The 23854-nt window shown below is 59.0% G+C and carries 18 protein-coding genes and 2 tRNA genes; 9 read left to right on the top strand and 11 right to left on the bottom strand.

Annotated elements, in window-relative coordinates; genetic code table 11:
- Window positions 1-622 precede the first annotated feature (622 nt).
- The 9 genes from BLR63_RS27870 (at window position 623) to BLR63_RS27830 (ending at window position 13287) form a co-directional block, all read left to right on the top strand.
- A complete protein-coding gene (locus BLR63_RS27870) occupies window positions 623-2026 on the top strand; it encodes a polynucleotide adenylyltransferase PcnB (RefSeq protein WP_078835327.1) in 1404 nt (467 codons plus the stop codon).
- A gap of 2 nt (window positions 2027-2028) precedes the next feature.
- Window positions 2029-2523 (top strand): 2-amino-4-hydroxy-6-hydroxymethyldihydropteridine diphosphokinase, encoded by a 495-nt coding sequence (gene folK, locus BLR63_RS27865; RefSeq protein ID WP_042946332.1) that lies wholly within the window; start codon window positions 2029-2031, stop codon window positions 2521-2523.
- Window positions 2524-2737: 214 nt separating this feature from the next.
- Window positions 2738-3538, top strand: coding sequence for a 3-methyl-2-oxobutanoate hydroxymethyltransferase (panB, locus tag BLR63_RS27860; RefSeq protein WP_010562691.1), 801 nt, complete (start codon window positions 2738-2740; stop codon window positions 3536-3538).
- Window positions 3535-4386 carry a pantoate--beta-alanine ligase gene (panC, locus tag BLR63_RS27855; protein ID WP_010562690.1) on the top strand — a complete coding sequence of 284 codons (852 nt, stop codon included), beginning with the start codon at window positions 3535-3537 and terminating at the stop codon, window positions 4384-4386. Before panB ends, panC begins: the two co-directional genes overlap by 4 nt.
- Window positions 4387-4598: 212 nt before the next feature.
- The gene (pgi, locus tag BLR63_RS27850; RefSeq protein WP_010562689.1) at window positions 4599-6263 is read left to right on the top strand and encodes a glucose-6-phosphate isomerase; all 1665 of its coding nucleotides are present in this window, start codon (window positions 4599-4601) and stop codon (window positions 6261-6263) included.
- A 105-nt stretch (window positions 6264-6368) separates the two neighbouring features.
- Window positions 6369-8306, top strand: a complete 1938-nt coding sequence (acs, locus tag BLR63_RS27845; RefSeq protein ID WP_010562688.1) for an acetate--CoA ligase — start codon at window positions 6369-6371, stop codon at window positions 8304-8306.
- A 17-nt stretch (window positions 8307-8323) separates the two neighbouring features.
- Entirely contained in the window at window positions 8324-9193 is an 870-nt protein-coding gene (locus BLR63_RS27840) for an oxygenase MpaB family protein (protein WP_010562687.1), read from the top strand.
- A 57-nt stretch (window positions 9194-9250) separates the two neighbouring features.
- Entirely contained in the window at window positions 9251-10267 is a 1017-nt protein-coding gene (locus BLR63_RS27835; protein WP_010562686.1) for a class I SAM-dependent rRNA methyltransferase, read from the top strand.
- Window positions 10268-10356: 89 nt separating this feature from the next.
- Window positions 10357-13287 (top strand): DUF748 domain-containing protein, encoded by a 2931-nt coding sequence (locus BLR63_RS27830; RefSeq protein WP_010562685.1) that lies wholly within the window; start codon window positions 10357-10359, stop codon window positions 13285-13287.
- 147 nt (window positions 13288-13434) lie between these two features.
- Here BLR63_RS27830 and BLR63_RS27825 read toward each other — a convergent pair whose 3' ends face one another.
- The 11 genes from BLR63_RS27825 to secG all read right to left on the bottom strand — a co-directional run bounded on the left by BLR63_RS27825 (window position 13435) and on the right by secG (window position 23854).
- Window positions 13435-14052: a BON domain-containing protein gene (locus tag BLR63_RS27825; RefSeq protein ID WP_010562684.1), complete on the bottom strand. Its 618-nt coding sequence runs from the start codon at window positions 14050-14052 to the stop codon at window positions 13435-13437.
- 294 nt (window positions 14053-14346) lie between these two features.
- The gene (pnp, locus tag BLR63_RS27820) at window positions 14347-16452 is read right to left on the bottom strand and encodes a polyribonucleotide nucleotidyltransferase (RefSeq protein ID WP_010562683.1); all 2106 of its coding nucleotides are present in this window, start codon (window positions 16450-16452) and stop codon (window positions 14347-14349) included.
- A gap of 195 nt (window positions 16453-16647) precedes the next feature.
- A complete protein-coding gene (rpsO, locus tag BLR63_RS27815; protein WP_003176135.1) occupies window positions 16648-16917 on the bottom strand; it encodes a 30S ribosomal protein S15 in 270 nt (89 codons plus the stop codon).
- A gap of 115 nt (window positions 16918-17032) precedes the next feature.
- Window positions 17033-17950: a tRNA pseudouridine(55) synthase TruB gene (truB, locus tag BLR63_RS27810; protein WP_010562682.1), complete on the bottom strand. Its 918-nt coding sequence runs from the start codon at window positions 17948-17950 to the stop codon at window positions 17033-17035.
- A 3-nt stretch (window positions 17951-17953) separates the two neighbouring features.
- On the bottom strand, window positions 17954-18349 hold the full coding sequence (gene rbfA, locus BLR63_RS27805) for a 30S ribosome-binding factor RbfA (protein WP_010562681.1): 396 nt from the start codon (window positions 18347-18349) through the stop codon (window positions 17954-17956).
- 159 nt (window positions 18350-18508) lie between these two features.
- A complete protein-coding gene (infB, locus tag BLR63_RS27800; protein WP_010562680.1) occupies window positions 18509-21034 on the bottom strand; it encodes a translation initiation factor IF-2 in 2526 nt (841 codons plus the stop codon).
- 27 nt (window positions 21035-21061) lie between these two features.
- A complete protein-coding gene (gene nusA, locus BLR63_RS27795; protein WP_008057419.1) occupies window positions 21062-22543 on the bottom strand; it encodes a transcription termination factor NusA in 1482 nt (493 codons plus the stop codon).
- A gap of 47 nt (window positions 22544-22590) precedes the next feature.
- Window positions 22591-23049, bottom strand: a complete 459-nt coding sequence (gene rimP / locus BLR63_RS27790; protein WP_010562679.1) for a ribosome maturation factor RimP — start codon at window positions 23047-23049, stop codon at window positions 22591-22593.
- Window positions 23050-23189: 140 nt separating this feature from the next.
- A tRNA-Met gene (locus BLR63_RS27785) sits at window positions 23190-23266 on the bottom strand.
- A gap of 96 nt (window positions 23267-23362) precedes the next feature.
- Window positions 23363-23448 (bottom strand) — tRNA-Leu (locus tag BLR63_RS27780).
- 22 nt (window positions 23449-23470) lie between these two features.
- Entirely contained in the window at window positions 23471-23854 is a 384-nt protein-coding gene (gene secG / locus BLR63_RS27775; protein ID WP_010206600.1) for a preprotein translocase subunit SecG, read from the bottom strand.

Below are 23854 nucleotides of genomic sequence, written 5' to 3'. Positions count from 1 at the left end.
GGCTTACGGTAACGAAGCCCCGGCTTTTTTTGGCCCATCACAAACCCGAAATCGCCCCAAACCCCTGATTTTGCTGGGCGGCGCAAAAGTTGGCACGCACCCTGCTATATGCTTAGTACAAAAACAATAACAAGCTTTGTACAAGACAATAAAAATAAGACGAATCGACTCACGCACAATAAAAACAACACGGCGGAGGCGCAGCTAACTGATTCTTTTGGAGAGGCGTTGCATTTGGGGCTTGCCCCGCAACCAGGCCGAGAACAACAAAAACTGCCCTAAGGCAGAGCCTGAACTGGTTGGATCGTAGATCAGCAACACAGCGACCAAAGCAATCCGTTTGCTCTTGACTCCCGATTGGGAGTGTCATGAAGGTCATACTTCATGGCGAGGGCGATCAACAAAAACAAGAAGCCCGAAACCAATAATAAAAATAGAGCACGCAACTACTTCTGGGGGAGCTTCGGCTCCCCTTGTAGTTTCCGGTATTTGACGTTTTGAGGCTTATGGCGCAAGGCCTGAAGCTTGTTCCTACACCATCCCCCGACTAAATGCTAGAATCCCGGCCCATCATGCGGTCATTCTTCGTTATGGCCGAACATTCCTTCAAACAGTGCATCCCATGCTGAAGAAGTTGTTCCAGTCATTCCGTTCTCCCTTGCGTCGAACGCAACAAAAACGCAGCACGCCTGAAGTGCTCAACAGCAGCCAACATTCGCTGCAACGCGCTCAGTTCAGCCGTTATGCGGTGAATATCGTCGAACGCTTGCAGAACGCCGGCTACCAGGCTTACTTGGTGGGTGGGTGTGTACGTGACATGTTGCTCAATATCACGCCCAAGGACTTCGACGTCGCCACCAGTGCAACGCCCGAGCAAGTACGCGCCGAGTTTCGCAATGCGCGCATCATCGGCCGCCGCTTCAAGCTCGTGCACATCCACTTTGGCCGCGAAATCATCGAGGTTGCGACTTTCCGCGCCGGTCACCCGCAAAACGATGAAGAGGAAGACACCAATCAGTCTTCCCGCAACGAAAGCGGGCGCATCCTGCGCGACAACGTCTATGGCACCCTGGAAGAAGACGCGCAGCGCCGCGACTTCACCGTCAACGCCTTGTATTACGACCCAGTCAGTGAGCGCATCCTCGATTACGCCAATGGCGTACACGATATCCGTAACAACCTGATCCGCCTGATCGGCGACCCGACACAGCGCTACCAGGAAGACCCGGTGCGTATGCTGCGAGCCGTGCGCTTCGCTGCCAAGCTCAACTTCGGCATCGAAAGGCACACCGCTGCGCCGATTCGCGAGTTGGCGCCGATGCTGCGGGAAATCCCCTCGGCGCGCCTGTTCGAGGAAGTGCTCAAGCTGTTCCTCTCGGGTTACGCAGCCGATACCTTTGAGATGCTCGTCGACCTGCAGTTGTTCGATCCATTGTTCCCGGCCAGCGCCGAGGCATTGGAATACAACCCGACGTACACCCACACCCTCATCAGCGAAGCGTTGATCAACACCGACCTGCGCATCAAGCAGAACAAGCCGGTAACCCCGGCGTTCCTGTTTGCCGCCCTGTTGTGGCCGGCGTTGCCCAAACGCGTACTGCGCCTGCAAGACCGTGGCATGCCGCCGATTCCCGCCATGCAGGAAGCCGCTCACGAGCTGATCACCGAGCAGTGCCAGCGCATCGCCATTCCGAAACGTTTCACTATGCCGATCCGCGAGATCTGGGACATGCAGGAACGCCTGCCGCGTCGCAGCGGCAAGCGCGCCGACCTGTTGCTGGAGAACCCGCGCTTCCGTGCCGGCTACGACTTCCTGTTGCTGCGTGAAAGCGCCGGCGAGCAGACCGACGGCCTGGGCGAATGGTGGACCGACTATCAGGACGCCAATGACAGCGAGCGCCGCGAGATGATTCGCGAGCTTGGCAGCAAAGGCGACGGCGCCAGCGAAGGCCCGAAAAAGCGCCGCCGCAGCACCAGCAAGCGCAAACGCAGCGCCACCGATGCCCCAGGCGCCGCAGGCGAATAACCGTGGAACGTATCTACATCGGCATGGGCAGCAACCTGGCTGCCCCGCAGCGACAATTGCGCAACGCTATCGAAGCGCTGGCGCAATTGCCGGGTACCACCGTCGCTGGGGTCTCGGCCTTCTATCAAAGTGACTCCCTGCTCCCCGGCCAACCGCGCTACACCAATGCGGTCGCGGCCCTGGACAGCAGCCTGGCGCCGCTGCAATTGCTGGATGCACTGCAAGGCATCGAAAACGATCAAGGCCGCGAGCGACTTGAACGATGGGGCCCACGCACCCTGGATCTGGATATCCTCCTGTTCGGCGATCGCCTGATCGACGAGCCGCGTCTCAAGGTGCCCCATTACCAGATGCATCTGCGGGCCTTTGTGCTGTACCCCCTGGCTGAACTGGCACCGACCCTGCGACTACCCGATGGCAAGCCCCTCAGTGACCTGCTGGCGACGTGCCCGTTTGTCGGCCTGGAGCGCCTTCACCCTGCTGAATCGCATCAGTAACAGCGGTAACACCCCCCTCGTAACAACGCGGTAACACATCCAATTGACTTCCCGTGTCCTCCTCACGACTATAGGCGTCCCGCTGCCGCCAACGCGGCGCTAAAGGGCGCAATCCAGGCCTTATAAGCACTGCTCTCAAGACAGTGCGCCTGTATAAACGAAGACTCACGCGCGTTACTCGCTGTTTCCAAGCGCCTGAACGAGGACCCTTTTCATGCCAGACATTACCCTGACCACCTTGCAGAGCCTCAAGCTCAAGGGTGAAAAAATCGCCATGCTGACCTGCTATGACGCCACCTTCGCCCACGCCAGTTGCCAGGCCGGGGTTGAAGTGTTGCTGGTGGGCGACTCCCTGGGCATGGTTCTTCAAGGGAATGACAGCACACTGCCCGTCACCACCGATGAACTCGCCTACCATACCGCCAGCGTCAAGCGCGGTAACGATGGGGCCTTCATCATCGCGGACCTGCCGTTCATGGGGTACGCCACCGTCGAACAGACCTTCCAGAACGCCGGGAAATTGATGCAAGCCGGAGCGCACATGGTCAAGATCGAAGGGGCCGCCTGGCTCGCCGAGTCGATCCGCATGCTGGCTGAACGTGGTGTGCCGGTGTGTGCGCACATGGGCTTGACGCCGCAGTCCGTGAACATCCTTGGAGGCTATAAAGTCCAAGGCCGCAACGAAGCCCAGGCGCGCCAGATGCGTGCCGATGCCATCGCCCTTGAACAAGCCGGCGCGGCAATGATCCTGCTCGAATGCGTGCCCAGCGAACTGGCCGCGGAAATCACCCATGCGGTCAAAGTGCCCGTGATCGGCATTGGTGCCGGGTCGGCCACCGACGGCCAGGTCCTGGTGCTGCACGACATGCTCGGCCTGTCGATGACCGGTCGCGTGCCCAAGTTCGTGAAGAACTTCATGGCTGGCCAGGACAGTATCCACGCGGCGCTGAGCGCCTATGTCGCCGAAGTCAAAGGCGTGACCTTCCCCGGCGCCGAACACGGATTCTCTGCATGAACACCGTAAAAACCGTACGTGAACTGCGGGCCGCTGTCGCCCATGCCCGCAGTGCCGGTAAACGCATCGGCTTTGTGCCCACCATGGGCAACCTGCACAGCGGCCACGCGACCCTGGTGGCCAAGGCGGCGCAGCAGGCGGACTTCGTGGTTGCCAGCATCTTCGTCAACCCGCTGCAGTTCGGCGCGGGCGAAGACTTGGACAAGTACCCCCGCACCCTCGCCGCCGACCAGGAAAAGCTCCTGCAGGCCGGCTGCAACCTGCTGTTTGCGCCCACCGTCGAAGAGATGTACCCCGGCGGAATGACCGGCCAGACCCGCGTCAGCGTCCCGCAGCTATCCGAAGGCCTATGCGGCGCCAGCCGTCCCGGGCACTTTGATGGCGTCGCCACGGTGGTCACCAAATTGTTCAACATGGTCCAGCCGGACATGGCCGTGTTTGGCCAGAAGGATTACCAGCAACTGGCGGTGATTCGCGCCATGGTCCATGACCTGAACATGCCGATCCAGATCATCGGTGAGCCCACCGTCCGCGCCGAGGACGGCCTCGCGCTGTCATCGCGCAACGGTTATCTCACCCAGGAACAACGCGCGATCGCGCCCGTGCTCTACCGCAGCCTGAGTCAGATTGCCGCCGCCATCAAAGGCGGTGACCGCGACTTCACCAAGCTGCGCGCCGAACACGTCCAGCAGATCGAAGCCGCCGGGTTGCGCCTGGATTACCTCGAAGTGCGCCAGGGCGTAAACCTGCGCCCGGCCACGGCCGAGGACCGCGATGTGGTCATCTTGGTGGCCGCCTATCTGGGCGCGACACGCCTGATCGACAACCTGCATTTGAACCTCGCCTGACCCCCGCCCGTTGCCCAGCCTGATGCGCCGGTACAAAAAAGTACCGGCCACAGCGCAGACAAAGCCAAGACATATCGACACGCTAGGTTTAATGTATTCGCCCTGCGCTATGGTTAGCGCTATCCGGAACCCATTGCTTGATGAAAGACTGGATGTTTCGGGCTTTGAAGTGTCCTAAAGGCAGTCCCCGTAATAAAAGGAAACCCGCAGCGATGGCGTACTACCGCACCCCTCATGACGTTACCGCTCTGCCCGCCTGGCAAGCGCTCAATCAACATCGCCAAGCCATGCAGGATTTCAGCATGCGCGAAGCGTTCACTGCCGATCCTCAGCGTTTTTCCCAATTCACCTTGAGCAGCTGCGGACTTTTCCTCGATTACTCGAAAAACCTGATCACCCGCGAAACCCGCGACCTGCTCGTGAACCTGGCCAAGGAAGTCGACCTTAAAGCGGCGATCGACGCGCTGTATGCCGGCGAACCGGTGAACTCCTCCGAGGGTCGCCCGGCCCTGCATACCGCGCTGCGCCGTCCCGTCGGCGACAAGTTGTCGGTCAACGGCGTGAACATCATGCCGGACGTCCACAAGGTGCTGAACCAGATCACCGACCTCGTAGGCCGCATCCACGACGGCCTGTGGCGTGGCTACACCGAAAAGCCAATCACCGACGTGGTGAACATCGGCATCGGTGGCTCGTTCCTCGGCCCGGAGCTGGTCTCCGAAGCGCTGTTGGCCTACGCCCATAAAGGCGTGCGCTGCCACTACCTGGCGAATATCGACGGCAGCGAGTTCCACGAACTGACTATGAAACTGCGCGCCGAGACCACGCTGTTCATCGTCTCGTCGAAATCCTTCAACACCCTCGAAACCCTGAAAAACGCCCAGGCCGCCCGCGCCTGGTACCTGGCCCAGGGTGGCTCGGAAGCCGAGCTGTACCGTCACTTCATCGCCGTGTCGAGCAACAACGCGGCAGCCGTGGCCTTCGGCATCCGCGAAGAAAATATCTTCCCGATGTGGGACTGGGTCGGCGGTCGTTACTCGCTGTGGTCGGCCATCGGTTTGCCCATCGCCCTGGCCATCGGCATGTCCAACTTCAAGGAACTGCTGTCCGGTGCCTACACCATGGACCAGCATTTCCAGAACGCCCCATTCGAACAGAACATGCCGGTTCTGCTCGGCCTGCTGGGCGTGTGGTATGGCAACTTCTGGGGTGCGCAGAGCCATGCGATCCTGCCCTACGACCACTACCTGCGTAACATCACCAAACACTTGCAACAGTTGGACATGGAATCCAACGGCAAGAGCGTGCGCCAGGACGGCACGCCCGTGTCCACCGATACCGGCCCGGTGATCTGGGGCGGCGTGGGCTGCAACGGTCAGCACGCGTATCACCAGTTGCTGCACCAAGGGACCCAGCTGATTCCGGCCGACTTCATCGTGCCGATCGTCAGCTTCAACCCGGTGTCCGATCACCATCAATGGCTGTACGCCAACTGCCTGTCCCAGAGCCAGGCGCTGATGCTCGGCAAGACCCGTGGCGAAGCCGAAAGCGAACTGCGCGACAAAGGCCTGCCGGAAGACCAGGTGCAGAAGTTGGCGCCGCACAAGGTCATTCCGGGCAACCGCCCAAGCAACACCCTCGTGGTCGAGCGCATCAGCCCGCGTCGTCTGGGCGCACTGGTGGCCATGTATGAGCACAAGGTGTTCGTACAGAGCGTGATCTGGGGCATCAATGCCTTCGACCAATGGGGCGTTGAGCTGGGCAAAGAACTGGGCAAAGGCGTGTACAACCGCCTGACCGGGGCCGAAGAAGCCTCCGCCGAGGATGCTTCGACCCAGGGCCTGATCAACTACTTCCGCGGTCGTCACCGCGGCTGATCCAGGCACAACAAGGCCAACGTCCGTTTGGACGTTGGCCTTGAACCCTCCTCCTACTGCGTGCATCTTTATGACTTGTCCCGAAAACAAGAATAAGGACCGCTCATGTTCGATATCAGCAGATTCCCCATCGCCGATGCCGTCCGCCGGGCTGCACAACTCAGTCAAGACGACTACCAGCGTCTCTATCGCCAATCCATCGAACAACCGGACACTTTCTGGGCTGAACAGGCCAAACGCTTTCTCGACTGGATAACACCCTGGCACACCGTCCAGCATTCAGACATCAAGACCGGCACCGCCCAGTGGTTTGCCGGCGGCCAATTGAACGTCAGCTACAACTGCATCGACCGTCACCTGACCCAGCGCGCCGATCAGCCGGCCTTTATCTGGGAGGGCGATGATCCGACAAAGTCCGCCAAAATCACCTACCGCCAACTGCACCAGAACGTCAGCCGCCTGGCCAATGTGCTGAAAAGCCGTGGCGTGAAAAAAGGCGACCGCGTGTGTATCTACATGCCGATGATCCCGGAAGCGGCCTACGCCATGCTGGCCTGCACACGAATTGGCGCGGTGCATTCGGTAGTGTTCGGCGGCTTCTCGCCGGACGCTCTGCGCGACCGGATCCTGGATGCCGACTGCCGCACCGTGATCACGGCCGACGAAGGCGTGCGCGGCGGCAAGGCCGTGGCACTCAAGCAGAATGTCGACAAAGCCTTGGCCAGTTGCCCGAACGTCAGCACTGTGGTGGTGGTTGAACGCACCGGCGCGGCCGTGAACTGGAACGAAGGCCGCGACCTCAACTATCAACAGGCGCTGAATGCAGCCAGCGACGATTGCCCACCCGAGCCGATGGACGCCGAAGACCCGCTGTTCATCCTCTACACCTCCGGCAGCACCGGCAAACCCAAGGGCGTGCTGCACACCACCGGCGGCTACCTGCTGCAAGCGGCGATGACCTTCAAGTATGTGCTCGACTACCGTGACGGCGAGGTGTTCTGGTGCACCGCCGACGTGGGCTGGGTCACCGGCCACAGCTACATCGTGTACGGTCCGCTGGCCAATGGCGCAACCTCGTTGATGTTCGAGGGCGTGCCGAGTTACCCGGACAGCTCGCGCTTCTGGCAGGTCATCGACAAGCACAAGGTCAACATCTTCTACACCGCGCCAACCGCCTTGCGCGCCTTGATGCGTGAGGGCCATAGGCCGCTGGAGAATACATCCCGCGCCAGCCTGCGCCTGCTCGGCAGCGTCGGCGAACCGATCAACCCCGAAGCCTGGGACTGGTACTTCAACGCGGTCGGTGAACAACGCTGCCCGATCGTGGATACCTGGTGGCAGACCGAAACCGGCGGCATCATGCTCAGCCCGCTGGTCAGCGCCCAGCGGATCAAGCCCGGTTGCGCGACCCAACCGATGTTTGGCGTACAACCCGTGCTGCTGGATGAACACGGCAAGGCGTTCAACGGCGCCGGCAGCGGCGTATTGGCGATCAAAGCCAGCTGGCCGGGACAGATCCGCAGTGTCTATGGCGATCCGCAGCGCATGGTCGACACCTATTTCAAACCCTACCCCGGCTATTACTTCACCGGTGACGGCGCGCGTCGCGATGAAGACGGCGATTACTGGATCACCGGGCGCATCGACGATGTGATCAACGTGTCCGGCCACCGTATCGGTACTGCCGAGGTGGAGAGCGCCCTGGTGCTGCATGATCAGGTCGCGGAAGCCGCCGTAGTGGGTTACCCCCATGACGTCAAAGGCCAGGGTATCTATGCGTTCGTCACGCCCATGAATGGGGTCGAGCCCAGCGATGCACTGAAAAAGCACCTGCTGGAGTTGGTCAGCCAGGAAATCGGCAGCTTTGCCAAGCCGGAACTGATCCAATGGGCACCCGCCTTGCCGAAAACCCGCTCCGGCAAGATCATGCGGCGGATTTTGCGCAAGATCGCCTGCAACGAACTGGACAGCCTCGGCGATACCTCGACGCTGGCCGACCCGAGCGTGGTCGATGGCCTGATCGACAAACGCCTTAACCGCTAGGAACCCCTCAAGTCGCCATGGAATTTATCCGCAGCCGTATCGAAACCCAACTGATGAGCCTCACGGGCCTGTCACTGGGTCAGTTGGACCTGGAAAACCCCAAGGGCGAGCCAGGCCTGTTCGGGCCGGACTCGATCAGTTGGCAGGTCCATGGCGATTTCAGCAGCATGCTCATCGGCGGCATCAGCGCCTTGATGCTGCAAGCCCTGCATCCACTGGCCCTTGCCGGTGTGTGGGACCATTCGAATTTTCGCCAGGACATGCTTGGGCGTCTGCGGCGCACCTCGCAGTTCATCTCCGGTACCACCTTCGGCTCGCGCAAGGATGCCGAATGGCTGATCGAAAAAGTACGCACCATTCACCTGCAAGTGGTGGGTCATGCGCCGGATGGCCGACCTTACGCGGCCAGCGATCCAGAGCTACTGACCTGGGTGCATGTGGCGGAGGTCAGCAATTTCCTCGCCGCCCACCTGCGTTATCGCAACCCGCACCTCTCGGGGGAGGACCAGGATCGTTACTACAGTGAGATCGCCCTGGTTGCCGAGAGGCTCGGCGCGCAACATGTTCCGCGTTCACGGCAGGAAGTATCGGATTACCTCGCGCGCATTCGTCCGCAACTACTGTGCGACGAGCGCAGCCGTGAGGTGCTGCGCCTGCTGCTCAATGCGCCCGCCCCCAGCCCCATGGCCAAGCCGTTTGGCGCCCTGATGATGCAAGCTGCAATTGACCTGCTGCCAGAGTGGGCCAGCGCCCTGCTCGAGCAACACCAGAGCCCGCTGCAACGCCAGATCATCCGCGCCGGGGTCAAGCGCAGTGCCCCGTTGCTGCGCTGGGCCATGCGCAATGGCTCGGTGCAACGTGCCCATCGGCGGATGGGGCTGATGTAGGCGGCGGCCCATAACTGCTAAACTCCGCGCCCACATTGACCCAGCAAGGCGCGCTCCATGTCTTCTTTGAACCAGGCGCTGCGCGCCGCCCTCGATCAACGCCAAGACCTGATCAACGAGCTGCACACCCAAGGCACCGATTGCTATCGGCTGTTCCACGGCAGCCAGGAAGGCGCAGGCGGCCTGACCATCGACCGCTACGGTCCGCAACTGCTGGTGCAGAGCTTCCACCAGAGCCTGGAAGCCGCTGACCTGCTGGACCTGCATCGACAGGTCGACCGATGCCTGGGCCTGGAGCTGCTGCTGGTGTACAACGACCGTTCCCGTGGCAACTCACGAATCGACCGAGAAGACACGGTATACCGCGCCGAACCGGCTGCGCTGGAGGATATGGTCGGTCACGAATGGGGCCTTAACTACCGCGTGCGTGGGCGACACGCCGGGCAGGACCCTCTGTTGTTCCTCGACCTGCGCAACACCCGTGGCTGGGTCAAGGACCACAGTGCCGGCAAAAGCGTGCTGAACCTGTTCGCCTACACCTGCGGCGTGGGCCTGAGCGCGGCCGCCGGCGGGGCACGCGAGGTGTGCAACCTGGATTTTGCCGAAGGCAACCTGGCGGTCGGCCGTGAGAACGGCGTGCTCAATCCGCAATTGCCCGCCATGGATTTTGTGCAGTCCGATTATTTCCCGGCCATTCGCCAACTGGCCGGCCTGCCGATCAGCCAGCGACGCGGGCAAAAACTGCCGAGCTATCCACGCCTGGAACAACGTCAATACGACCTGGTGCTGCTTGACCCGCCCGCCTGGGCCAAGAGCGCCTTCGGCACCGTCGACCTGTTACGTGACTATCAGAGCCTGCTCAAGCCGGCATTGCTGGCAACCGCCGATAACGGCGTCCTGATCTGCTGTAACAACCTGGCAAAAGTGAGCATGGATGATTGGCGTGAGCAAGTGCTGCGTTGCGCCGAGAAAGCCGGCCGACCGGTACGCGAATGGCAGATCATGGCGCCAGGCGCCGACTTTCCTTCGCAAGACCAACAGCCCCCCCTGAAGACGCTGATCCTGCAGTTATAGGACTTATCTCAAAAGGGGTGGCTCTTCGGAACCGAAAACCCGTGCCATACTCCAAGGCACACCCGTTCGACATAGATGACGCCGCCCCCATGCCCAAAGGATTGCTTCGCGCCGCTGGCGCCCTATTGACCGCCCTTGCACTGTACAGCTTGCTGGGCTTTCTGATTCTGCCGGGCATTGCCCTTCGTATTGCCAACCAACAACTGGCCAATTACGCCACGCTGCCGGCGCGGATCGAACGCATCGAACTCAACCCGTTCAGCCTGGAAGTCACGGCATGGGGCCTGAAGATCGGCGAACCCGGCAAGGAACAAGTGGCTTTCGAGCGTCTCTACGCCAACCTGCAGATCGACAGCCTGTGGACGCGCGCGCTGCACCTGGCCGATGTGCAATTGGACAAGCCCAAGACCGAGCTGCTGTTCGACAAGTCCGGCCAGTTGAATCTGGCGCAACTGTTCAAGCTGCCGCCCAGCGAGCCAACCCCGGCCAATCCCGACGCCAAGCCGTTCCCGTTGCGTATCGACAGCATCAAGCTGGCCGGCGGTTACGTGCACTTCGAAGACTTGCGCCCCAGCGAACCGATTGAATTCCTCTACGACAAACTCGACTTCGAGCTGAAAAATCTCAGCACGTTGCCTGAGGACAATGCCGACATGACCCTGGTGGCGGCGGGCCCCGAAGGCGGGCAAATCGACTGGAAAGGCAATTTCAGCCTGGTGCCGATCACCTCCCAAGGTACGTTGAAAGTCACCGACGGCAAGATGAAAGCCTGGTGGCCGTATGTGCGTGAAGCACTGCCACTGGTGCTTGAAGACGGTGTGCTCAACTTCAGTACCGAATATAAGTTCAGCCTGGCCAAAGAGACCGAGCTGAACCTGACCAACACCGCCGCCAGCATCGCACCGTTTGCGATCAAGGCACCCGATGGCCGTCCACTGGTGCGCCTCGAGCGACTGGACGTCAGCGAGACCACCGTAGACCTGGCCAAACAACAGGTCGTGATCGGCAAAATCCGCAGCAACAAACTGGAAACCTGGGCTGCCCGGGAAGCGGACGGGCAACTGGACTGGCAGAAACTGTTCGCCAGCCAACCGAGCAAACCAAGCAAGGCGCCCGAACCCGCCAAGGCTCCGGCCACCGCCGATTCGCCAAAGGCTGATCCGGCAGCGCCGAGCAAACCCTGGCAAGTGCTGCTCAAGGATGTGCAACTGCGCAATTATCAGGTGCACCTGGCCGACCGCCAGGCCAAACCGGCCGTGGCACTGGAACTGGGCCCGCTGAATATCGATGTGCAAAACTTCGACAGCCTCAACCAGAGCCCCTTTACCCTGAAGGTCGACAGCGGCCTGGGCAAGCAGGGCAAGATCCAGGCTGCCGGCGAGGTCAACCTCAACCCGGTCAGCGCCAAGCTGAAAGTGAACACCCAGGATATTGACCTGCGGGTCGCCCAGTCCTACATCAGCCCCTTCATTCGCCTGGAACTGCGTAGCGGTATGCTCGGCAGCAATCTGGATGTGAACCTGAAAAGCGCTGATCCGCTGAAGCTGCAGATCACTGGCCGTGCTCAGGTTGAGCAACTGCATACCCTGGACACGCTCAAGACCCGCGACTTCCTCAAGTGGCAGCGCCTGGTGCTGGAGGGCGTGAACTACCAGCACGGCGAAAGCCTGTCGATCGACAAGGTCAACCTGCTGCAGCCCTACGTGCGCTTCATGATCAACGATGACCGCACCACCAACGTTGACGACCTGCTGATTCCACAGCCGGCGAACAGCGGCGCCAAGTCAGCGCCAAAACCGGCCAGCAAAGAAAAGCCTCTGGGTATTCATATCGGGCAAATTGCGATCAACGACGGTTCGGCCAACTTTGCCGATTTCAGCCTCACGCCCAACTTCGCCACTGCAATTCAACAGCTCAACGGGCAGATCGGCACCATTGACAGCCGCCAGGCCAAACCGGCCAGCGTCGACATCAAGGGTAAGGTGGACCGCTACGCGCCCGTCACCATCAAAGGCAGCGTAAACCCCTTCGATCCGATCGCGGCGCTGGATATCGCCACCAGCTTCAAACGCGTCGAACTGACCACCCTCACACCTTACTCGGGCAAATTCGCGGGCTTTCGTATCCGTAAGGGCCGCCTGAACCTCGACTTGCATTACGTGATCACCAAGGGCCAGTTGAAGGCGGAAAACAAAGTAGTGGTCGAACAATTGCAACTGGGTGAGAAAGTCGACAGCGCCGATGCCGTTGATTTGCCGATTCGCCTGGCGATTGCGCTCCTTAAAGACAGCGATGGCAGGATTTCCATCGAACTCCCCATAAGCGGTGACCTGAACAACCCACAATTCAGCGTCATGCCAATCGTATGGCAGACCTTGCGAAACCTGGTGGTGCGCGCCGCGTCAGCTCCGTTCAAATTCATCGGTGGCTTGATCAGCGGTGGAGGGTCGGAAGACCTGGGTAACGTCTCGTTCGCGCCGGGCTCCAACGAATTAAGCAAAGAAGCCGAGGGCGCACTGAACACCCTGGCCAAGGCGCTCAAGGAACGCCCGAACCTGCGTCTGGAAATCGAAGGAACAGCAGCGGCCAGCAGTGACGGCCCTTTCCTGGCTCAAGAGCGGCTGGAGCGCGAATACCAGTACAACTACTACAAGATGCTTCAGCGTCGCGGCGAGAAGGTTCCGGCCCAGGCTTCCCTGCTGGTAGTTCCGGAAAGCGAGAAAGCCCCACTGCTCGAAGGTATCTACCGCACTCGCCTGAAACAGCAGCAACCGGCGGAATGGAAAGACCTCGGCGGCGACGAGCGCACAGCTAAGCTGAAGGACGGCCTGATCAAGTTCTGGAGCAGCAGTGATGTGCTGCTACGCCAACTGGGTCAGGACCGGGCCAGTACCATCAAGGATTACCTGGTAGACAAAGGACAACTGGAAGACGACCGCGTGTACTTCATCGACGCCAATCTCGGCCAGGCCGAGAAAGACGGTCGGGTGATCACACAGATGCACCTGGATGCCGAGTAACCCTCCACAATAGAACAGGCCCCGACACGAATGCCGGGGCCTGTAATGACCACTTCCTTGTGGCCGTTCGCATGAACCCGTGAGGTGCATTGAGTGGATATCTGACTCACTCGTCGCCGCCGCCTAGTTCAGACGATCGATCAAGCGTTACTCTGCTTTCAGACCATCGGCCGATACAGCTCGCACGCCTTTGATTTTCTTGGTGATCGCTACAGCAGTGGCTTTCTGAGCGTCAGTCACTGCGACGCTCGACGACAGGGAAACTACGCCCTTGTTGGTTTCGACTTTGATGTCGGTACCAGGAATACCTTTCTCGGTGAGCAAGTCAGCTTTCACTTTGGTGGTGATCCAAGTGTCGCTGGTTGCGCCTTTTGCATCAGCGGCTGCGCTCTTGGTTTTGTCGATATTGTCGGCCTTGGTAGCGCCACCAGCCATCAGGCCATCAGCCGAAACGGCAGTCACGCCTTTGATTTTCTTGGTGATCGCTACAGCGGTCGCTTTCTGCGAGTCAGAGATGGCAACAGTCGACGACAGGGAAACCACACCTTTGTTGGTCTCAACCTTGATGTCCGAACCGGGGATGCCTTTTTCAGTCAGCAGGTCAGCTTTGACTTTGGTGGTGATCCAGGTATCCGAAGTGGACTCCTTGGCCTTAGTGACTTCGCCAGCAGCCAGTGTCATCGGCGCTTGAGAAGTTTGAGCGAAAGCAACGTTGGTCATAGCCAGCGTCAGAGCGGTAGCAGTAGCGAGAGCGAACTTCTTCATACGAGTAACTCCTGTTTTATTAAAAGTCTGCAGCGTGTGGACCTTGATGCTGCAGCGTTAACAGGGATATTGCAGGCAGTGTGCCAACTCGAATTTTCGATATAAATCCTTTAAAAACAACAAGTTAACAAATATCCATTTTTTCGTAATCGTGCAACTTGCATGAAGCGGGTCGTGCCTGCATGCAAGTTGCGGCTTTTGAGATTGGATTAAGCGCCTGATTTTTCGGGATTTTCCCGCGCCCATAAAAAAGGACTCCGAAGAGTCCTTTTTCAGCGTGAAGCCTGCGGGTAATTAAACGCCCGAAGCCTTGGCTGCTGCTACGTCTTTGATGGAGAGCTTGATACGGCCGCGGTTGTCCACGTCCAGTACCAGCACTTCCACTTCCTGGCCTTCTTTCAGAATGTCGGTCACTTTCTCAACACGAGCATCGCTCAGCATGGAGATGTGTACCAGACCGTCTTTGCCCGGCAGGATGTTGACGAATGCGCCGAAGTCGACGATGCGCTCAACCTTACCGACGTAGATCTTGCCGATCTCGGCTTCGGCAGTGATGCCCAGAACGCGCTGACGCGCCGCTTCTGCAGCTTCCTTGGTTTCGCCGAAGATCTTGATCGAACCGTCGTCTTCGATATCGATCGAAGCCTTGGTCTCTTCACAGATCGCACGGATGGTCGCGCCGCCTTTACCGATGACATCACGGATTTTGTCGGTGTCGATTTTCATCGCGATCATGGTCGGAGCATTTTCCGACAGTTCAGTGCGGGACTGACCAATGATCTGGTTCATTTGACCGAGGATGTTCAGGCGCGCTTCCAGGGCTTGGCCCAGGGCGATTTCCATGATCTCTTCGGTGATGCCCTTGATCTTGATGTCCATCTGCAGCGCGGTCACACCTTTGGCGGTACCGGCTACTTTGAAGTCCATGTCGCCCAGGTGGTCTTCGTCACCCAGGATGTCGGTCAGGACGGCGAACTTCTCGCCTTCTTTAACCAGACCCATGGCGATACCGGCAACCGGTGCCTTCATCGGTACACCAGCGTCCATCAGTGCCAGGGAAGCACCGCAGACCGAAGCCATGGAGCTGGAACCGTTGGACTCAGTGATTTCCGACACCACACGGATGGTGTACGGGAACACGTCGGCAGCTGGCAGCATGGCCTGAACCGAACGACGGGCCAGACGGCCGTGGCCGATTTCACGACGACCAGCACCGCCCATGCGACCGCACTCGCCCACCGAGAACGGAGGGAAGTTGTAGTGCAGCATGAACGGGTCTTTTTTCTCGCCTTCCAGAGTGTCCAGCAGTTGTGCGTCACGGGCAGTACCCAGGGTCGCAACGACCAGGGCCTGGGTTTCGCCACGGGTGAACAGCGCGGAACCGTGAGTCTTCGGCAGAACGCCGACTTCAATGTTCAGCGGACGTACGGTGCGGGTGTCGCGACCGTCGATACGTGGCTTGCCGTTAACGATGTTTTCGCGAACGGTGCGGTATTCGATTTCGCCGAACGCTGCCTTGACGTCGCTGGCAGAAGGCTGGCCTTCTTCGCCGGACAGCTTGGCAACGACCTGATCCTTCAGCTCGCCCAGGCGAGCGTAACGGTCGGCCTTGACGGTGATGGTGTAGGCCTGGGAGATCGCTTCGCCGAACTCGGCACGGATCGCGCCCAGCAGTTCGGTGGCTTCGGCTTGCGGAGCCCAGGCCCAGGTTGGCTTGGCGGCTTCGGCAGCCAGTTCTTTGACGGCGTTGATCACAACCTGGAACTCGTCGTGAGCGAACAGTACCGCGCCCAGCATCTGGTCTTCGGTCAGCTCTTTGGCTTCCGATTCAACCATCAGTACGGCTTCCGAGGTACCGGCAACGACCATGTCCAGGCTCGAAGCTTTCAGTTGCTCGTAAGTCGGGTTCAGCAGGTAGCCGGTGCTTTCGTGGAAAGCCACGCGAGCAGCGCCGATCGGGCCATCGAAAGGAATACCGGAGATGGCCAGGGCAGCCGAGGTACCGATCATCGCAGCGATGTCCGGATCGGTCTTCTTGCTGGTGGAAACGACGGTGCAGACAACCTGCACTTCGTTCATGAAACCTTCTGGGAACAGCGGACGGATCGGACGGTCGATCAGTCGGGAAGTCAGGGTTTCTTTCTCGGAAGGACGACCTTCGCGCTTGAAGAAACCGCCAGGGATCTTACCGGCTGCGTAAGTTTTTTCCTGGTAGTGAACAGACAGAGGGAAAAAGCCCTTGCCTGGATCGGCTTGTTTGGCACCTACAACGGTCACCAATACGGTGACGTCGTCGTCAACGGTAACCAGCACTGCGCCGGAAGCTTGACGGGCGATACGGCCTGTCTCGAGGGTAACGGTCGACTGACCGAACTGGAATTTTTTGATAACCGGGTTCACGGTGTCCTACCTTCTTTGTGGCTCTTGGGGAACTTGTCTTCTTGCGAAATTCTTGGGCAATGTCGGGAATCGGCCCAACCCTTGTCCAGGGGTAAAACGTGTATCCAGATAAAACTTGAGGCTGGGAGCCTGCCATGGGCCAGCGGAAACTCCACTGACACACGGCAGACAACCAACCTCTAGCGCAATCGCTGATTAGCGACGCAGACCCAGGCGACCGATCAGAGCCTGATAACGACCCAGATCCTTGCCTTTCAGGTAGTCCAGCAGCTTACGGCGCTGGTTTACCATGCGGATCAGACCACGACGGGAGTGGTGATCTTTACCGTTGGCCTTGAAGTGACCTTGCAGCTTGTTGATGTTGTGGGTCAGCAGTGCAACTTGCACTTCTGGCGAACCAGTGTCACCAACAGCTTGCTGATAGTCAGCTACGATTTGTGCTTTTTCTTGAACGTCGAGAGCCATGAGGCAATCCTTTTTTCAGGAAACCACCCAAAGGGCAGTTTCAACAGGCCAGGGACAAATCCCTGTATCTAAAAATGAGAAGTGACCATGCCTGTTAACAGCCACCCTCGTTCGGTCATTCTGACCGAATCAGTCGACGCGGCGCGATGCGCCCGTCTTCGCTCACTTCACCGATACCGATAAAGCGACCGTTATGATCCTGTACCCGCACCATGCCGAACTTCGGAGCATCCGGCGCGCGTACCGGCTGGCCGTTGAGCCAGTAGAACGCGCTGTGCTCCGAGAAGTGCAGCAATGGCCAATCGAGCAAACCGCTGTCCGATGGCATCAGGAAGCGATCGACCGCTTCATTACCGCCTTCGGCATGTACCGCTTCCAACTCCTCCAGCGTAACCGTCTGGGCCAGGCTGAAAGGGCCGGCCTGGGTGCGTCGCAGTTCTGCAACGTATGCACCGCAACCAAGCTTTTCACCAATATCTTCCACCAGGGTACGGATATAGGTGCCTTTGCTGCAGTCCACTGCCAGTCGTGCGGTGTCGCCTTCACAGGCGAGCAATTCCAAGCGCGCAATAGTAACAGAACGCGGTTCGCGCTCCACTACTTCGCCCGCACGTGCCAGCTTGTAAAGTGGCTGCCCATCCCGCTTGAGCGCCGAGTACATCGGCGGTATCTGACTGATTTGCCCACGAAAAGCAGGTAAGACAGCCTCGATATCAGCACGACCAACGGTCACGTCGCGAACCTGCAAAACATCACCTTCGGCATCGGCCGTGGTGGTGGTCTTGCCCAGTTGCATCAGGGTTTCGTAACCCTTGTCGGAATCGAGCAGGTATTGCGAGAACTTGGTGGCCTCACCAAAGCACAATGGCAACACGCCGGTGGCCAGTGGGTCGAGGCTGCCGGTGTGCCCGGCTTTCTCGGCATTGAGCAGCCAGCGGACCTTCTGCAAGGCGGCATTGGAGGTAAAGCCAATGGGCTTGTCGAGCAGAATGATGCCGCTGACGTTGCGACGGATACGTTTGACCTGAGCCACCGCTTACTCCTTGGCGTCTTCAGGTGTGGACGGGTGCTGATTATCCTCAGCCACGGCGCGCTCGATCAGCGCCGACAGGTGCGCACCACGCACGACGCTTTCGTCGTAGTGGAAGTGCAACTGAGGCACGCTGCGCAGCTTCATTTCGCGAGCCAACTGCATGCGCAGGAAGCCCGCGGCAGCGTTGAGCACCTTGATGCTTTGTGCGATTTCCTCGCTGCTGTCCTCACCCATCACCGTGATGAAGATCTTGGCGTGACCCACGTCACGGCTCACTTCAACGGCGGTGATGGTGACCAGGCCAACACGAGGGTCTTTGACTTCGCGGCGGATCAGTTGGGCCAACTCGCGCTGCATCTGATCGCCGATACGCTGGGTACGGCTGTATTCTTTTGCCATGTCTTGTTACCTGTTACTGCCACACGGTGAAACCCGTGGGGTCTGAAAGCGGCAAACGCCCGGCCTGACAAAAGCCAGACCGGGCGTTGCGTTTAGAGTCCAAACGCTGCGTGGGGCATCTGCATGCCCACACGCGGCGTGGCTCCTGAAGTGCGCGAGTCAGAGGCTGCGAGCAACCTGAACCTTCTCGAAGACTTCGATCTTGTCGCCAACCTTGACGTCGTTGTAGCTCTTGACGCCGATACCGCATTCCATGCCGGCACGTACTTCGGAAGCGTCATCCTTGAAGCGGCGCAGGGATTCCAGCTCGCCTTCGAAGATAACGATGTCTTCACGCAGTACACGGATCGGACGGTTACGGTGGACGGTGCCTTCGATAACCATGCAGCCGGCGATCGCGCCGAATTTCGGCGAGCGGAACACGTCACGCACCTCGGCGATACCCAGGATATTCTCCCGGACGTCGCTGCCAAGCATACCGGTAAGGGCTTTCTTGACGTCTTCGATGATGTCGTAGATGACGTTGTAGTAACGCATGTCCAGGCCTTCCTGCTCGACGATCTTGCGAGCGCCAGCATCGGCACGCACGTTGAAGCCGAACAGTACAGCGTTGGAAGCCAGTGCCAGGTTCGCGTCGGACTCGGTGATACCACCGACACCGCCACCGACAACGCGCACTTGCACTTCGTCGTTACCCAGGCCGTTCAAGGCGCCGTTCAACGCTTCGAGGGAACCACGGACGTCAGATTTGAGGACGATGTTAAGCGTCTTCTTCTCTTCCTGACCCATGTTCTCGAAGATGTTTTCGAGCTTGCCGGCGTGAGCACGGGCCAACTTGACTTCGCGGAACTTGCCTTGACGGAATAGAGCCACTTCACGGGCTTTCTTCTCGTCGGCAACCACGCTCATCTCGTCGCCAGCGTCCGGGGTACCGTCCAGGCCGAGAATCTCGACAGGGATGGCCGGACCGGCTTCCTTGATGGACTTGCCGTTTTCATCGAGCATGGCACGTACACGGCCGTAGTTCGAACCGACCAGCACCATGTCGCCTTGGCGCAGGGTACCGTCTTGAACCAGAACGGTCGCCACCGGGCCACGGCCCTTGTCGAGGCGGGACTCAACCACAACACCACGGCCAGGGGCCGATGGGGTAGCGGTCAGTTCCAGGACTTCGGCTTGCAACAGAACGGCTTCAAGCAGTTCGTCAACGCCGGTACCCATCTTCGCGGAGACCGGTACGAATGGAGTGTCGCCACCCCATTCTTCGGAGGTCACGCCGTGAACCGACAGTTCGCTACGGATGCGATCGAGGTCGGCGCCCGGTTTGTCGATCTTGTTCACCGCAACCACCAACGGTACGCCAGCTGCCTTGGCATGCTGAACGGCTTCGATGGTTTGTGGCATCACGCCGTCGTCCGCTGCAACGACCAGGATCACGATGTCGGTCGCCTTGGCACCACGGGCACGCATCGCGGTAAACGCGGCGTGACCTGGGGTGTCGAGGAACGTCACCATGCCGCGGTCGGTTTCAACGTGGTAAGCACCGATGTGCTGGGTGATACCGCCGGCTTCGCCTGCAGCTACCTTGGCACGACGGATGTAGTCGAGCAGGGACGTCTTACCGTGGTCAACGTGGCCCATTACGGTCACGACCGGAGCACGGGAAACCGCCTCGCCTTCAAACTTCAGGGACTCGGCCAGGGAATCTTCCAGGGCGGTGTCGCTGACCAGGGTCACTTTGTGGCCCAGCTCTTCGGCAACCAGTTGGGCAGTTTCCTGATCCAGTACCTGGTTGATGGTGGCCGGCGTGCCCAGCTTGAACATGAACTTGATGATTTCAGCAGCCTTGACCGACATCTGCTGGGCCAGATCGCCCACAGTGATGGTCTCGCCGATCTTCACTTCACGCACGACAGGGCCGGTTGGGCTCTGGAAACCGTGGGCGTTGCGTTTTTTCAGCTTGGCCTTGCCGCGACCGCCACGACGGAAGCTGTCGCTTTCTTCGTCGGTAGTGCGCGGAGCAACGCGTGGAGCAGGCGCTTTCTCTTTGACCGAAGCACGATGCGGAGCGTTTTTACGCTCACCATCGCCACCACCGCCACGACGATTGGCATCGTCGGCACGAGGTTTGTCCGGACGGCGAGGTTCGTCGCGCTTGCGAGCATCCGCCGCAGGAGCTGGTGCAGCGGCAACCGGAGCGGCCTCACGCACAGCTTCAACAGGAGCGCTAGGCGCGGCGACCGCTTCAGTGGCAGCAGGTTGCGCAGCAGCAGGCTGGCGACGCGCTTCTTCTTCGGCGCGACGCTTGGCTTCTTCTTCAGCCTTCTGACGAGCAGCATTTTCTACTGCGCGACGTTCTTCCAGTTCGCGTTTACGCTCGGCTTCGATTTCTTCCGGGCTGCGCTGCACGAAGACTTTCTTCTTGCGCACTTCAACGCTGATGCTCTTGCTACCAGCAACACGCAGGGTGCTGGTGGTTTTGCGCTGCAATGTAATCTTGCGCGGTTCTTCCACTTTCGCCTTGTGGCTGCTCTTCAAGTGAGTCAGCAAAGACTGCTTCTCACTATCGCTCACACCTTCATCGGCGGCGGTGTGCGGCAGACCTGCCTCACGCATCTGCTGCAACAGGCGCTCTACCGGTGTTTTGACCTCATCGGCCAGTTGTTTCACCGTGACTTGCGTCATGCACTTCTCTCCTCAGGCCGCGCCTAATTACTCGAACCAATGGGCTCGGGCGGCCATGATCAACTTGCCGGCACGATCATCGTCAATGCCGTCGATGTCGAGCAGATCGTCAATAGACTGCTCGGCCAGGTCTTCGCGGGTAATTACGCCGCGCACCGCCAGTTCCATCGCCAAATCCTTGTCCATACCCTCAAGCGAGAGCAGGTCTTCGGCCGGATGGGCGTCTGCCAGCTTTTCCTCAGTAGCGATGGCTTTAGTCAACAAACGATCCTTGGCCCGAGCGCGAAGCTCGTTGACGGTGTCTTCGTCAAAGCCGTCGATGTTGAGCATTTCTTCCAACGGTACGTAGGCAATCTCTTCCAGGCTGGTGAAGCCTTCATCTACCAGCACCTGCGCCAGGTCTTCGTCGACTTCCAACTCGTCGATGAAGTTGCGCAGAATGTCACCGGTTTCAGCTTGCTGCTTAGCCTGGATGTCCGATTCGGTCATCACGTTCAGGGTCCAGCCGGTCAGTTGGCTGGCCAGACGCACGTTCTGACCACCACGACCAATGGCCTGAGCCAGATTGTCTGCGCCAACGGCGATGTCCATCGCATGGGCATCTTCGTCAACGATAATAGCCGCCACTTCAGCTGGCGACATGGCGTTGATCACGAACTGCGCCGGGTTATCGTCCCACAGGACAATGTCCACACGCTCACCGCCCAACTCGCCCGACACTGCCTGGACGCGCGAGCCGCGCATACCAATGCAAGCGCCCTGCGGATCGATGCGTTTGTCCTTGGAGCGGACCGCAATCTTGGCGCGCGAACCCGGGTCGCGGGACGCAGCCATGACTTCGATCAGACCTTCGGCGATTTCCGGCACTTCGATACGGAACAACTCGATCAGCATTTCCGGCGCAGTTCGCGACAGGATCAACTGAGGGCCGCGGTTCTCGGTGCGGATTTCCTTGAGCAGCGCACGCAGACGCACGCCAACACGGAAGGTTTCGCGAGAGATGATGTCTTCCCGAGCCAGCAATGCTTCAGCGTTGTTGCCCAGGTCGACGATCACATTGTCACGGGTAACTTTTTTCACGGTGCCGGAGATGATTTCACCCAGGCGCTCGCGATAGGCGTCAACGACTTGAGCGCGTTCGGCTTCACGAACTTTCTGCACGATGACCTGCTTTGCGGTCTGTGCAGCAATACGGCCGAATTCGATCGATTCGATTTTTTCTTCAACGACATCACCGACCTTGGCGCCAGGGTGCGTCTCAGCAACCTTGCTCGGCCAGGTTTCGATGGCCGGATCATCAAGATCGGCTTCTTCTACTACCGTCCAGCGACGGAAAGTCTCATAGGCACCGGTGTGGCGGTTGATTTCCACACGCAGATCAACTTCGTCTTCAAAACGCTTTTTGGTAGCAGTGGCCAGGGCCAACTCCAGCGCTTCAAAAATCACGTTTGCCGGTACGCCCTTTTCATTGGATACCGACTCAACAACCAGCAGTACTTCTTTGCTCATCGTACGCCTCGCCTTTCGCAAGCCATTGGATCCGCGGGATCCGCGTCTCAGTCAAAACTGGGAATAATGTTGGCCTTGTCGATCGTATCGATCGGCAACAGGAACTCGTGGTCGTCTACCTGCACCACGACATCCTGCTCTTCTACACCGCGCAGAAGGCCCTGAAAATTGCGTCGCCCTTCGAACGGGGATCGCAGCTTGATCTTCACTTGTTCACCGGCAAATTTTGCAAACTGATCAATAGTGAACAGTGGGCGTTCCATGCCTGGCGAGGAAACTTCGAGGGTGTATTCAACGGAGATCGGATCTTCAACATCCAAGACACCACTGACCTGACGGCTGACAATGGCACAATCGTCCACCAGCACACCGCCCTCTTTATCGATATAAACGCGCAACATTGAGTGGCGACCTTGAGCCGAAAACTCAACACCCCAGCATTCATAGCCTAGGGCCACGACCACCGGGGCCAGCAAGGCCTGCAACTCTTCTAGCTTGCTCGACACCTGAACCCCCTCGTGCATGTATGTGCATGCTGTGCAAAATAAAAAAATGGGCTAAACGCCCATCCTTGAAACGCCGTCGAACAGCGGCGTTGAAAGTGTCCAGCTAACAAAAAGCCCCTTAAAAGGGGCTCCGCTAAAACTGGTTGCGGGGGCCGGATTTGAACCGACGACCTTCGGGTTATGAGCCCGACGAGCTACCAGACTGCTCCACCCCGCGACAAAGCTGGGGCGGAAGTATACGACCGATCCCTTACAGGGTCAATGTAACCTTCCACCTACAAGAAAGCCCGCAACAGCGGGCTCTCCTGATAATTGGTACCGAGAAGGGGACTCGAACCCCTACACCCTATGGGCACAACCACCTCAAGGTTGCGTGTCTACCAATTCCACCACCTCGGCAATACAGCGTTTACAACCCTTCTTACTTCTGCTCTTGAGCTGGAGGTACGTCAGTCGCTGGAGTAGCCGACTTTTGCTCTTGAAGCACCGGGACATCATCAGAAGCCGGTTTTGCTTTTGGTACTTCCAACACTGCTGGGTTTGGCAAACCTACTTGAGTCAGCACATGAGCCTTCTCTTTAGCAAAGTAACCTAACCCCAAGCTGGTTATGAAGAAACCGGCGGCAAGTATAGCAGTAAACTTACTAAGAAAGGTAGAGGAACCTTGGCTTCCGAATACAGTATTTGAAGCACCTGCACCGAAAGACGCACCAGCATCCGCACCTTTACCCTGTTGCAACAAAACCAAGGCAACTACGCCCAGGGCAGCCAACAGATGAAAAACGACTACGACTGTTTCCAGCAT

It is taken from the genome of Pseudomonas extremaustralis (assembly GCF_900102035.1).
In the GTDB taxonomy this organism is placed as follows: domain Bacteria; phylum Pseudomonadota; class Gammaproteobacteria; order Pseudomonadales; family Pseudomonadaceae; genus Aquipseudomonas; species Aquipseudomonas extremaustralis.
This window is presented reverse-complemented; position numbering and strand designations above follow the sequence as displayed.

Excerpts from the sequence above, each read along its gene's own strand:
- panB (WP_010562691.1), top strand. The coding sequence starts at position 2,738 with ATGCCAGACATTACCCTGACCACCTTGCAGAGCCTCAAGCTCAAGGGT.
- BLR63_RS27835 (WP_010562686.1), top strand. The coding sequence starts at position 9,251 with ATGTCTTCTTTGAACCAGGCGCTGCGCGCCGCCCTCGATCAACGCCAA.
- rbfA (WP_010562681.1), bottom strand. The coding sequence starts at position 18,349 with ATGGCAAAAGAATACAGCCGTACCCAGCGTATCGGCGATCAGATGCAG.
- pgi (WP_010562689.1), top strand. The coding sequence starts at position 4,599 with ATGGCGTACTACCGCACCCCTCATGACGTTACCGCTCTGCCCGCCTGG.
- BLR63_RS27870 (WP_078835327.1), top strand. The coding sequence starts at position 623 with ATGCTGAAGAAGTTGTTCCAGTCATTCCGTTCTCCCTTGCGTCGAACG.
- infB (WP_010562680.1), bottom strand. The coding sequence starts at position 21,034 with ATGACGCAAGTCACGGTGAAACAACTGGCCGATGAGGTCAAAACACCG.
- secG (WP_010206600.1), bottom strand. The coding sequence starts at position 23,854 with ATGCTGGAAACAGTCGTAGTCGTTTTTCATCTGTTGGCTGCCCTGGGC.
- BLR63_RS27830 (WP_010562685.1), top strand. The coding sequence starts at position 10,357 with ATGCCCAAAGGATTGCTTCGCGCCGCTGGCGCCCTATTGACCGCCCTT.
- nusA (WP_008057419.1), bottom strand. The coding sequence starts at position 22,543 with ATGAGCAAAGAAGTACTGCTGGTTGTTGAGTCGGTATCCAATGAAAAG.
- panC (WP_010562690.1), top strand. The coding sequence starts at position 3,535 with ATGAACACCGTAAAAACCGTACGTGAACTGCGGGCCGCTGTCGCCCAT.
- rpsO (WP_003176135.1), bottom strand. The coding sequence starts at position 16,917 with ATGGCTCTCGACGTTCAAGAAAAAGCACAAATCGTAGCTGACTATCAG.
- acs (WP_010562688.1), top strand. The coding sequence starts at position 6,369 with ATGTTCGATATCAGCAGATTCCCCATCGCCGATGCCGTCCGCCGGGCT.
- BLR63_RS27825 (WP_010562684.1), bottom strand. The coding sequence starts at position 14,052 with ATGAAGAAGTTCGCTCTCGCTACTGCTACCGCTCTGACGCTGGCTATG.
- BLR63_RS27840 (WP_010562687.1), top strand. The coding sequence starts at position 8,324 with ATGGAATTTATCCGCAGCCGTATCGAAACCCAACTGATGAGCCTCACG.